The sequence below is a fragment of the Bifidobacterium sp. UBA744 genome (assembly GCA_002298605.1).
Taxonomy (GTDB): Bacteria; Actinomycetota; Actinomycetes; order Actinomycetales; family Bifidobacteriaceae; genus Bifidobacterium.
The window spans coordinates 1-11,605 of record DBKS01000037.1 but is presented as its reverse complement, the minus strand read 5'-3'; the positions used below and the strand labels follow the sequence as shown (position 1 = coordinate 11,605).

Genomic DNA, 11,605 nt, shown 5'->3' with positions numbered 1-11,605 from the left:
TGCGCCCGTCCAAGCTGTACAGGGGCGTCACCTCGCCGCTGGCCAATCCCGGCGACATCGACTTCGTGGTGGTGCGCGAAGGCACCGAGGGCCTGTACTGCGGTGCTGGCGGCGCCGTACGTCGCAACACCCCACACGAAGTGGCCACCGAGGTGTCCATCAACACCGCGTATGGCGTGGAGCGCGTGGTGCGCTACGCCTTCCAGCTGGCCATGAAGCGCAGGAAGCATGTCACGCTGGTCCACAAGAAGAACGTGCTGGTCAACGCCGGCGACATGTGGCAGCGCATCGTGGACCGCGTGGGCGAGGAATACCCCGAGGTGACGCACGACTACCAGCACATCGACGCGGCCACCATCTTCCTGGTGTCGAACCCCTCCAAATTCGATGTGATCCTGACCGATAACCTCTTCGGCGACATTCTGACCGACGAGGCCGGTGCCGTGGTGGGTGGCGTGGGCTACTCCGCCTCCGGATGCATCAACGCCTCCAACGAATTCCCGTCCATGTTCGAGCCGATCCACGGTTCCGCCCCCGACATCGCGGGCAAGGGCGTCGCGAACCCCACCGCCGCGATCCTTTCGGCCGCAATGCTGCTGCGCCATCTCGGTTTCGACGCGGCCGCCGCCCGAATCGACGCGGCCGTCGAAGCAGACATCGAGGAGCTGGGATCCGCCAAGCGCTCGACCGAACAGGTCGGCAAGGATATTCTGGCCCGCTTGTGAGTGCGCCGCTGCTGCGATAGGTTGGCGTTTGCCCGGTGTCTCGTCGGGCAAACGCCAATGTCGTTCAGAGAGGGGAGCGGGGTCGATGAGCACGATGAGCGCCATGGGGCACGGTCGCGGACGTTGGACGCGGGGGGAATGCAAACTGCCGGGAGGCAAGCTGATTGCCGCCAGCGTGCTCCTGGACGATGGCGATGACGTCCGATGCGGCGGCGGACGCGGCCGACGTATCGCCGCCTGCCGGATTGACGGCGATTTTTTCATTGGTGGAGACGAGCCGTCGCATGCGCTGATCGAGGACATCGAGACGGCGATCGTCGCGTCGGGAGGCTGCGTGTCGGGCGTGTCGGCAGCAGACGGAACATCTCCCGACGCCGTCTATCGCAGACTTGTCGCGACGGTCCGATCGGTGTTGCAGTCGCATCCGTCATCGCGGCTGATCGGGGCCGATGCCGTTACCATTGCCGTGGCCGTCTGTCGCGCAGTGGGGGAGCCGGTCGCGCCGGCCATGGCGGCCCCTCCCGCCGCCAATGCAACCGCCGATGCCGATTTCGCCAGTCGCTGGGCCGTGCTGCATCCACTGGTCATTCGCGATGAGCCGCGCGAACCGGCCGTGCAGATGGGCCTGGAGCAGGCGATCGGCGAGGCCGTGGCCAACGGCGAGATGCCCGCCGCCATCAGATTCTGGCAATGGGATCGCTCCGCCGTGGTGATCGGACGCTTCCAATCGCTGAGGGCCGAGGTGAACGGCGACCAGGCGCGGGCCGAAGGCATCACCGTGGTGCGCCGCATCACCGGAGGCGGAGCCATGTTCGCCGAACCCCGATCGGTGATCACCTATTCGCTGTATGCGCCGCTCGACTTCGTCAAAGGTCTGGGCGTTGAGGATTCGTATCGCCTCTGCGATCTGTGGGTGATGCGCGCGCTGCGCGAACTGGGCATCGAAGCCAGCTACCGGCCCATCAACGACATCGCCTCGCCGCTGGGCAAGATCGGCGGCGCCGCCCAACGTCGCATGCCGCGGGGTGCGCGGGGGGCGGTGCTGCACCACACCATGCTTTCGTACGATATCGACGCGATGAAAATGACGCGCGTGCTCAATATATCCAAGGAGAAGATGAGCGACAAGGCGGTCAGATCGGCGGTGAAGCGCGTGGACCCCCTGCGCTCGCAAACCGGGTTGAGTCGCGAGGCGATCCTCGATCATCTCGTGCGGCATCTGGTGCGTCGTGTGCCGGGGGCGTCCTTCGCCTCGCTGGACGAACGCATGCTGGACCGCGCCGGGGCGCTTGCCGACGCGCGGTATCGCCGCGACGAATGGACGGGCGTCATCGCCTAGACGCTGCTGGGCTGCCGGTTTTCATCGCTGACCCCGTCTGTGTGAACGGTTATACTGTTGCATGTTTTATGCGGCCGAGGAGGTCCCGACTACAAGGAGGATGCGTAGCGTGATTACTTCTGACGGGAGTTTCGGCGAGGATAACACGTTGTTGCGCACCGCGTTGTTCAAGCAGGTCTCGCGTGCGGAAGCCGCGCAACTGATCCCGCATCTCAAGCGCTGGACGTTGAACAAAGGCGGCTACATTTTCCGTGAAGGCGATGAGGACCATCGCATGTACGTGCTGGAAAACGGCCGCGTGAAGCTCACCCGCCAATCGGATGACCATCGTGTGCAGCTGCTGTCCATCCACGGGCATGGCGAAATACTCGGCGAGATTCCCGTCTTCGATCCCACGGGCGGACCGCGTACGGCGTCGGCCGTGGCCATGACCAACGGCACCACCGTGGTGTCGCTGGAGCATGACGATCTGTTCGCCTGGCTTGACGAGCATCCGCGCGTGGCCGTGGATATGCTGCAGGTGCTGGCGAGGCGTCTGCGCGCCAATAATGAGCGTTTCTCCGATCTGGTGTTTATGGATGTGCCGGCCCGTTTGGCCAAAACGCTCATCGACCTTGCCCGCCGCTTCGGAGAGCCGATCGAAGCCGGCCTCATGGTGCCGCACGATCTGACCCAGGAGGAAATGGCCCAACTGGTGGGCGCCTCGCGCGAAACCGTCAACAAGGCGCTCATGGACTTCGACAATCGCGGCTGGATCGCGCGCAAGGGCCGTTCGATTATCATCTTCCAGCCCGGCATGCTGATTCGCCGGTCGAAGCGCTGATTTCAGGTCACTTCCGGTGGTTGTTCCTGTTTCCCGCAGACGTCTGCCAGTCGGCATTCAGCTGGGAAAACCAATCGTGGACATACCGTAAGGCTTTCTTCCGCGGCTTGTTGGCGCGGTAGAGGCGGGTCCTTAGAATGGGCAGCATGCCTGAAAAGAAATCCTTGACTGTGAAGCGCTTCCTCACGCTGCTGCTGGCCTATTTGATGTTTTGCCTGTCCGGTGGCGTGGTGGCGAGCGGATTTCTGGTGCCCGCGGTGTTCGGCGTGAATTCCGTCGTTCGCACGCTCGCCCCGAATCTCAAGGCCGAAGGCATCGATTTCTCCATTGCGGACCTGCCCCAGGCGTCGAATCTGTATGCTTCCGACGGTTCGCTGATCACCACGTTCTATACGCAGAATCGTACGGTGGTGCCGCTGAGCGAGATCTCCGACATCATGCAGAAAGCCGTGGTGGCACGCGAGGACCGTCGCTTCTTCCAGCACTCCGGCGTGGATTTCCAAGGTGTGTTGCGCGCCTTCGTCATGACGTATATCAAGGATGATGATACGCAGGGCGGTTCCACGCTGACGCAGCAGTATGTGAAGAACGTGCTGGTCAGCCAGGCCGAGGCGGACGACGATCCGATTGCCGCCTATCACGCCAAGGAGCAGACGGTGGCCCGCAAGCTGCGCGAAATGCTGATCGCGGTGCAGCTCGAGAAGGAATACAGCAAGGCGGAGATCCTGCAAGGCTATCTGAATATCGCGCAGTTCGGAGGCAAGAGCCTGTACGGCGTGGAGTCGGCCGCGCACCGATATTTCAACAAGTCCGCCAAGGACCTCAATGTGGTGGAGTCGGCCACGATCGCCGCCATCACCAAGAACCCCGAGAAAACGGATCCCTCCGTTGAGGCGAACCTTCCCCAATCCGAGCGCGAACGCAACATCACCCTTGATCTGATGCTGCAGGAGGGGTATATCACGCAGGAGGAGCACGACACTGCGGTGGCCACGCCGGTGAAGGACACCTTGCATATCACCTCCGTGGCGCAGGGTTGCATGGCTGCCGGTGATGCCGCGTTCTTCTGCTCGTATGTGGTCAAGCAGATCGAGAATTCCTCCGAATTCGGCGAAACCGTGGCGCAGCGCCAGCAGCTGTTGAAAACCGGCGGTCTCGATATCTACACCACGATGGACGTGAACGCCAACAACGCCGCCATGAATGCGGCCCGTACCGCAATCCCCGTCAACGACCCGTCCGGATTCGAGGTCATGATGGCGGCGATCCGGCCGGGCACCGGCGAGGTGCTGGGCTTCGGCATCAACCGCACGTATGACGCCACCGATGCGGCCAGTTCGGACAGCACCCGCACCGCGCTGAACTATGCGGTGGACGAAGTCGATGGCGGAGGCTCGGGCTTCCCCGTCGGCTCCACATGGAAACCGATCAACCTGGCCGCATGGATGAAAAACGGCCGGTCGATCAACGAGGTGCTGCCCGCCACCAATAGCATCAACGAACGCACGGAGATTCCCGATTACAAGGCTCCCGTCACATGGCAGGTGAGCAACTCCGGCGGTGTGCGCGGCACTGCGGAATCCCCGCTCATGGGCTTGGTGAATTCTCACAACACCACGCAGGCCGCCATGCTCAAGGTCATCGGCCTGAACAGCATTCTCGACACGGCGTCCGACATGGGCTTCCACAGTGCGTCCGCGGCGGACCGGGGCAAGAAGCTGCAGGAGATCGGCACCACATACAATCCGCCGGTGGTGATTGGCGCCGGCGTGAGCGCGTCCCCGCTGACCATGGCGAACGTCTACGCCACCATTGCCGCGAATGGCGTGCAGTGCACCCCCATCGCGCTCAAGAAAGTCACCGACAGCACCGGCAAGGAGTATCCGGTGCCGAGCGCCAACTGCCATCAGGCGCTTGATCCCGCGATCGCCCAGACCGTGGCCTACGCCATGAACCAGGGCGTGGTGCAGCCCACCGGCCAGGCCAAGGCGGCCCAGCTTGACAACGGGCGCAAGACCTTTGCGAAAACCGGTACCAACGAAAACGAGTACATGGTGACGGGCGGCTTCACGCCCGAGGTCGCGGCTTTCACGATCGTGGGCAACGCCGAGGGGTATAAGAAGGAGGAGGTCCTCAAGAACGGCAAGCGCACGGGCGAGTACCGCACGGTGGACGGCTTCACCAACCGCACCATCAACGGCGTCTACCATGACACATGGTATGGGTCGTATATCGCGACGCCGGCGTGGAAGAACTTCATGGAGACGTATCTGTCCTCGGCGAACATTCCGATCAATAACGATTACGGCAATCCCGATCCGAAGTATCTGACGACCTCGTCGTCCGCATCCTCGACCTCGTCGTCTTCGTCTTCATCGTCGTCTTCGTCGTCCGCGTCCCCATCGCAGGACGCGTCGAACCAGCAGGATTCAAATGATGGTGACGGCCAGCAGCAGGACGGTCAGAATGACCGGCAGAACGGGCAATAGCCATAATCGACGGCCTGCGTGACCTACTGCTCTATGTAGCTGTACCGAGATACTACGTAGGTTAAGGAAACGACCCTCACGACCCATGCACAAACGGTTGCGAGGGTTGTTTGCATAGCCGACCTACAATGAATGGGACCGCATTGCCGCGGGGATATCGAGCGGTAATGCGCCAATGCCCATACGCGGCCGACAGGAGGGGAAGGCAATGGCGAATGATGGCCAGGAATACACGGAGTTCCCGGGTTTTGACATGAGGGGGTTCACTTCGGGCGCCACTGCGGCGAAGTCGTCGGCCTACGACCACGACATGGCGGACGGTGACGACGTTGCGGATGATCTGCCCGAGCGCGAGTCCGCCGAAGCCCGCGGTGAATTCCCCCAGAATGGCGATGAGAGCGACGCGGCCGACGAGATCAATGAGGGCGACGATGGTGCCGAGAGTGACGCCGTCGCCGACGCAGCCGTCGAAGCCGATGACGACAAGCCGTCATCGCCGAAAATCAGCAAAAAGTCCCTGTTCAAGGTCGCCAAGAACGCGGTGAAGGCCGAAACGCCGGCGCTGTTCAGCCCGATCACCCTGCGGAGCGTCACCGCGCGCAATCGCGTCTGGCTGCCTCCGATGGACACCTATTCGGCATTCGCCGGAGACGGCAAGCCCACGCCGTTCCACTATCAGCATTATGTGTCGCGCGCGGTTGGCGGCTTTGGCCTGGTATGCATGGAGGCCACGGCCGTGTCGCCCGAGGGGCGTATCTCGATCAACGACCTGGGTTTGTGGAACGACGATCAGGTCGAGGCGTTCAAGTGGATCGTCGCGGACATCAAACAGGCCGGCGCGGTGGCGGCCGTGCAGCTGAATCATTCGGGCCGCAAAGGTTCCCAGGGAAGCTTCTCGGTCGGATACGATGGCGAATCGCTGCCGTTTGACCGAGGCGGTTGGCAGACGGTGGCCCCCAGTCCGATCGCCTTTGGGCGGATGGCTGAGCCTCGCGAACTGGGTGTGGACGAGATCCACCGCATTGTCGATGAGTTCCGTGCCGCCGCCGAGCGTGCCGTGCGCGCGGGCTTCGAAGTGATTGAAATCCATGCCGCACACGGCTACCTGCTCAGCGAGTTCCTTGATCCGCTGACCAATATGCGCACTGACGAATACGGTGGCGGGCTGTCTGGCCGCTACCGTTTGCTGCTGGAGGTGACCGATGCGATCCGCGGCGTGATTCCGGAGACCATGCCGTTGTTCGTGCGCGTATCCGCCACCGACTGGGCCGCCGGCGGCTGGGATCTCAACCAGACGATCGAAACCGCGCGACTGCTCAAGGAGCATGGCGTCGACCTGGTGGACGTGTCCACGGGCGGTTTGCTGCCCGGCGTGGCCGTGCCGGTGAAGCCGGACTATCAGGTGCCGTTCTCGCAGCAGGTGCGTTCCAAGGCGCTGGTGCCCACCACCGCGGTGGGGTTGATCACCAAGCCGAAGCAGGCCGATCGCGTGGTGCGCAAAGGCGAGGCCGATGCGGTGCAGATTGGCCGCGCAGCCCTGCGCGACCCGTATTGGCCGCTGCGCGCCGCCGGCAAGTTGGGCCTTTCGATGGACGAGGCGCCGTACCAGCCCCAATATCTGCGCGGTGCGTTCTAGGTACGGGCCTGGTAAGGGCTTGGCGTTCGCGAAACCGCGGGCGTCAAGCCCTTTGGAGGCTGACGCAGGCAAACTGACGGGAGGCAATATGACGGGAGGCACTGGACCCCATGCCAGTGTCCCCTCGAAGATATGCCGCCGCGCCGCCCGGCGGGCTCAGTCGACGTCGACGCCGACCGCCTCGCCGACATGCGCGAATCCGTCGCGCCGCAGCAGCTCGGCCAGTCCGCGTTTGAGCACGGTGATCTGCTGCGGTCCGCGGTACATCAGCGAACTGATGAACATCACCAGGCTCGAACCGGAGCGGATCTTGTCGTACGCCTGCTGCGGCGTGAACACGCCGCCGATACCGGCGATGGCGAACCGGTCGCCGAATTCGCGGTAGGTGTTGCGGATCAGTGCGTTGCTGGCGCGGGTGCACGGTCCGCCGGACAGGCCGCCCTCCCATTCCCTGGGGATATTGAGCCCCGCGCGGTCCTTTTGCAGGTTGGCGATGGACACGCCTTGCACGTTGTGCTCGGCCAATACGGCTAGCAGGTCTCGGAATTCGGGCCAGGTCTTGTTCAGCGGCATCTTGACGAGCGTGGGCTGCGGACGGTCGATCCTGTCCAGTTCGGTGAACAGCCGGTCGAGGTTGTCCGGATTGGTGTTGAACGGTTCGCCGGCCTTGGTGTTGGGGCAGGAGATGTTGACCTCGACCATGGCGGTGCGCCCGGCGGCCCGGCGCATGGAGATGCAGTAATCCTCGATGCCTTCGTCGATGTCGCCGGTCCGATCGTCATTGGTGCGGGCGATCGACACCGACAGCTGCATGTGCCGGGCGCCTCTCCAGGCGTCTTCGGCCCGGGCGATGACCGCGTCGGAACCGTCGTTGGCCAGGCCCACGTGCACCATCATGGAATCGTATTCCGGCAGCCGGTGGAACCATGGCTTCGGATTGCCCCGGCATGCGCGGGATGTGGTGGAACCGACCGTCTCGAAGCCGAATCCGGCGTGGTCGAGCACCACGGGCATGTCGCAGTTCTTGTCGAGTCCCGCGGACAGGCCGAAGGGGTTGGAGAAGTCCACGCCCATCACCGTGGTCTCCAGTATCGGGTCGGTGTAGTTGAGCATCAGGTCCTCGGCCCACAGCAGCGGCGGAATCCGCCTGACCGTGCGGCAGAAGGCGATCATCTGGTCGTGCGCCTCGTCGGGACGGTGGTTGAAGACGAAATATGGCTTGATGACGTGCTTGTAGCCAAAGGTGATGAGATCCGTGGTCGCCTTGTTGACGGCGTCATGCCAGAAGTGTTCGGAAACGTAGCTCATGCTGCTCATTGTCGCACTCGCGGACGTTACATGCCAGTTGCGGGCTGGGCGATGTCGGCCGTGGGTCGTCCGTATGCGAACGACGGCTGCTCACGGTACAGTAGGTGGCTGTGTGGCAGTCGAAAGGGGAAGTGGTGTCCGAATCCAAGGGGTTGCCTGAGTCCGATCGAGTGGTGATTGTTATGCCGACCTACAACGAGGTCGCGAATCTGAACACCACGTTGTCCGGCGTATTCGCCCACGTTCCCGAAGCCGAGGTGCTCATCGTCGACGACAATTCCCCGGACGGCACCGGAAGACTAGCGGATTTCATGGCTCAGGGCAACCGGCGCATCCATGTGCTGCACCGCCCGGAAAAGAACGGCCTGGGGCCGGCGTATCTTGCTGGATTCCACTGGGCGCTGGCGCATGGCTATACGTTGATCTGCGAGATGGACATGGATGGGTCGCATCGGCCGGAGGATTTGCGGCGCATGCTCGATGTGGCGAAGCTGAACCCCGATGTTGATTTGGTGATCGGTTCCCGCCGCGTCGCCGGGGGTGAAACCGTGAATTGGGCGTGGAGCCGCGACCTGATCTCAAGGGTCGGGTCATGGTACGCGCGCACCATGCTTGGACTGCCCGTGCGCGATATGACGGCGGGTTTCCGTGTGTACAGGGCGGCGATGCTCGCCCGTCTCGGTTTGGAGCGGGTGCAGGCGAACGGCTATGTGTTCCAGGTTGATATGACCCGTCGCGTGGCGGCCGCGGGCGGTGTGATCCGCGAGGTTCCGATCGCCTTCGTGGAGCGTACGCTCGGCAGGTCCAAAATGAGCAGGAACATTGTTGTCGAGGCGATGTGGCGCGTGACGCAGTGGGGATGCGAGCGTCTGCTGCGGCGGCGCTGACGGCGGCTGTCTGTGGGCCGGCGGCTGGTGGTGGCAGCTGATGGTTGGTGGTGGCAGCTGCCCGTGGCGCCGACGGGTCTTCCGGGTCGCCTGACGAGTTCCCCATGCAAGGTCGATGCCTCGGCGCGAAACGCTCAACGTCGTTTTGTTCTCTGAGCGAACGTGTGCGATAATGTTCGAATGATATCGTCACAGCGCCAACATCTTATCCTGAGTCGACTGCGCACCCGCGGAGCGGTGCGCATCACCGCCTTATCCAAGGAACTGGGCGTTTCCGCGATGACCATCCGCCGTGACATTGCCGACCTGGCGGACAAGGGTCTGCTCAAACGCGTCCACGGGGGAGCCGTCACCACCTCCACCCTGCTCGCCGAGCCGCTGTTCTCCGTCAAATCGCAAATGGACATCGGCCTGAAGGACGCCATCGCACAGGAAGCCATCAAATACGTGGCGCCCGGCGACGTGATCGCTATCGGCGGCGGCACCACGGCGTACGTCTTCGCCCAGCATCTGCTCGAAAGCCAGCAGGCGGCCGGCATCACCATCCTCACCAATTCGATCCCCGTGGCCGAACTGGTGCAGGCGCTCGAATCCAAAGACGTCGAAGTGATCGTCACCGGCGGCGTGATCACCCGCTCGAACTCGCTGGTCGGACCCATCGCCGACAAAGTCATTGGTTCGCTGCGCGTCAACACCGTGTTCCTCGGCACCCATTCCGTATCGATCCCGCGCGGATTCCTCATGCCGAACTCGCTGGAGGCCGCCACCGACATGGCCCTGATGGACATTGCGGACCGTGCCATCATCCTCACCGACCACACCAAGTGGTCGTGTACCTCCCTGTCCCTGTTCGCCCGGTTCGACCAGGTGGACACGGTCGTCACCGACGACGGACTGGATCCCGCCGCCGCCAAACAAACCAAGGATTTGGTCAAAGAGCTCGTTCTGGCCAAACAGATCGAGCAACCGCAAGAAAGTGAGCACACGAAATGAGTGAATTCGCGCATTACACCCCCGGGGCGTACGCCTCGGACCATATTCGCATCACCCCGACCACGCTGGCCGACGGACGCGACTTCTTCTACCTCGACGACGACCCGGACTACGTGTCCGGCAAGAAGACCCGCGAACTCAAGGATCCACGCCAGCTGCCCTACCGTTTCTCCAACCAGATCAACGCGGCCGGCGAGGAAGTGCCGTACGCCGCCCCCGAAATGCGCCGCGATCCGCTGACCGGGGATTGGATCCCCATGGCCACCGCCCGCATGAACCGCCCGATCACCGCCGGCCCCGGTGCCACCGCCAAAGGCAATCCGCTGGCCGCCCGCAAGCCCGGCGACCCGTATCAGGACGGCGAAGTGCCGGACACCGACTACAACGTCGTGGTGTTCGAAAACCGCTTTCCCTCGATGGTGAAGGTCCCCGGACGATCCGAAGCCGTGGAATACGTGGACGGCAGCAAGCTGTGGGAGAAGAAGATGGCCGCCGGACGCTGCGAGGTCATCTGCTTCGACCCGGACGAGAACGGTCTGCCCGCCGACCTTCCCGTGTCCCGCCTGCGCACGGTGGTGGAGGCCTGGGCTTTCCGCACCGCCGAAATCTCTGCCATGGACGGCATCGAGCAGATCTTCCCCTTCGAGAACCACGGTCAGGAGATCGGCGTTTCGCTGGCCCATCCGCACGGCCAGGTGTACTGCTATCCGTTTATCGCCCCGAAGATGGAGAAGGAGCTGCAGCACACCGAGGCATACCACGACAAAACCGGCGGCAACCTGCTCAAGGACATCATGAACGCCGAAATCGAGGCGGGGAAGCGTGTCGTGATGCGCAACCACAGTTGGGTGGCCTATGTGCCGGCCGCCGCCCGGTGGCCCCTCGAGGTGCATGTGGCCCCCGTGCGCGACGTGCTCACCCTCGACCAGCTCAATGACCAGGAACGCTGGGACCTGGCCCAGATGTACTCCACGCTCTTGAAGCGCGGCAACGCCTTCTTCGACAAGGGCGACGGCAAGGGCATGGACCTGCCGTACATCGCCGCCTGGCACCAGGCCCCGATCCACGACGCCCGCCGCGAGAACTACCGCCTGAACCTGCAGTTCTTCTCGTTCCGCCGCGCCGCCAACAAGATCAAGTACCTCGCCGGCTCCGAATCCGGCATGGCCGCCTGGATCTCCGACACCACCCCGGAGATCATCGCCCACCGCTTCCACGAGCTCGGCGCGATCGACATCGACTGATCCGTCGCGCCGTGGATCTTCGGCATCCCCGCTCCCCATACAGCATAGAGAATCCTGACAAGAGAATCTCAAGAAGAAACACAAGAGAATCCTGGTAAGAGAAAGAAACACCAATGACTGCTGTGGAATTCATCGAGCCGCTTTCGCACGACGAAGGCGTC

At 63.1% G+C, this 11,605-nt stretch carries 9 protein-coding genes; 8 read left to right on the top strand and 1 reads right to left on the bottom strand.

Features of this window, described 5'->3' with window-relative positions; translation table 11 throughout:
- The 5 genes from B2994_RS03865 to B2994_RS03845 form a co-directional block, all read left to right on the top strand.
- A partial coding sequence (locus B2994_RS03865; protein WP_291527066.1) for a 3-isopropylmalate dehydrogenase occupies positions 1-725 on the top strand: 725 nt, incomplete at its 5' end.
- 85 nt (positions 726-810) lie between these two features.
- Complete coding sequence (locus B2994_RS03860; RefSeq protein WP_291527065.1) at positions 811-2,064, top strand: lipoate--protein ligase family protein; 1,254 nt, start codon at positions 811-813, stop codon at positions 2,062-2,064.
- A 109-nt stretch (positions 2,065-2,173) separates the two neighbouring features.
- A complete protein-coding gene (locus B2994_RS03855) occupies positions 2,174-2,887 on the top strand; it encodes a Crp/Fnr family transcriptional regulator (RefSeq protein WP_414630636.1) in 714 nt (237 codons plus the stop codon).
- Between the two features lie 146 nt (positions 2,888-3,033).
- Positions 3,034-5,376 (top strand): transglycosylase domain-containing protein, encoded by a 2,343-nt coding sequence (locus tag B2994_RS03850; RefSeq protein ID WP_291527063.1) that lies wholly within the window; start codon positions 3,034-3,036, stop codon positions 5,374-5,376.
- Between the two features lie 310 nt (positions 5,377-5,686).
- On the top strand, positions 5,687-7,012 hold the full coding sequence (locus B2994_RS03845) for an NADH:flavin oxidoreductase/NADH oxidase (protein WP_349675657.1): 1,326 nt from the start codon (positions 5,687-5,689) through the stop codon (positions 7,010-7,012).
- A 156-nt stretch (positions 7,013-7,168) separates the two neighbouring features.
- Here B2994_RS03845 and B2994_RS03840 read toward each other — a convergent pair whose 3' ends face one another.
- Positions 7,169-8,320 (bottom strand): quinone-dependent dihydroorotate dehydrogenase, encoded by a 1,152-nt coding sequence (locus B2994_RS03840; RefSeq protein WP_291527061.1) that lies wholly within the window; start codon positions 8,318-8,320, stop codon positions 7,169-7,171.
- Between the two features lie 182 nt (positions 8,321-8,502).
- Here B2994_RS03840 and B2994_RS03835 point away from each other — a divergent pair, with 182 nt between their 5' ends.
- The 3 genes from B2994_RS03835 (at position 8,503) to galT (ending at position 11,444) form a co-directional block, all read left to right on the top strand.
- A complete protein-coding gene (locus B2994_RS03835) occupies positions 8,503-9,207 on the top strand; it encodes a polyprenol monophosphomannose synthase (protein ID WP_291527067.1) in 705 nt (234 codons plus the stop codon).
- Positions 9,208-9,387: 180 nt separating this feature from the next.
- Positions 9,388-10,200, top strand: a complete 813-nt coding sequence (locus B2994_RS03830) for a DeoR/GlpR family DNA-binding transcription regulator (RefSeq protein ID WP_291527060.1) — start codon at positions 9,388-9,390, stop codon at positions 10,198-10,200.
- Entirely contained in the window at positions 10,197-11,444 is a 1,248-nt protein-coding gene (galT, locus tag B2994_RS03825) for a galactose-1-phosphate uridylyltransferase (RefSeq protein WP_291527059.1), read from the top strand. Before B2994_RS03830 ends, galT begins: the two co-directional genes overlap by 4 nt.
- Positions 11,445-11,605 lie beyond the last annotated feature (161 nt).

Excerpts from the sequence above, each read along its gene's own strand:
- B2994_RS03860 (WP_291527065.1), top strand. The coding sequence starts at position 811 with ATGAGCACGATGAGCGCCATGGGGCACGGTCGCGGACGTTGGACGCGG.
- B2994_RS03850 (WP_291527063.1), top strand. The coding sequence starts at position 3,034 with ATGCCTGAAAAGAAATCCTTGACTGTGAAGCGCTTCCTCACGCTGCTG.
- B2994_RS03845 (WP_349675657.1), top strand. The coding sequence starts at position 5,687 with ATGGCGGACGGTGACGACGTTGCGGATGATCTGCCCGAGCGCGAGTCC.
- B2994_RS03840 (WP_291527061.1), bottom strand. The coding sequence starts at position 8,320 with ATGAGCTACGTTTCCGAACACTTCTGGCATGACGCCGTCAACAAGGCG.
- B2994_RS03835 (WP_291527067.1), top strand. The coding sequence starts at position 8,503 with ATGCCGACCTACAACGAGGTCGCGAATCTGAACACCACGTTGTCCGGC.
- B2994_RS03830 (WP_291527060.1), top strand. The coding sequence starts at position 9,388 with ATGATATCGTCACAGCGCCAACATCTTATCCTGAGTCGACTGCGCACC.
- galT (WP_291527059.1), top strand. The coding sequence starts at position 10,197 with ATGAGTGAATTCGCGCATTACACCCCCGGGGCGTACGCCTCGGACCAT.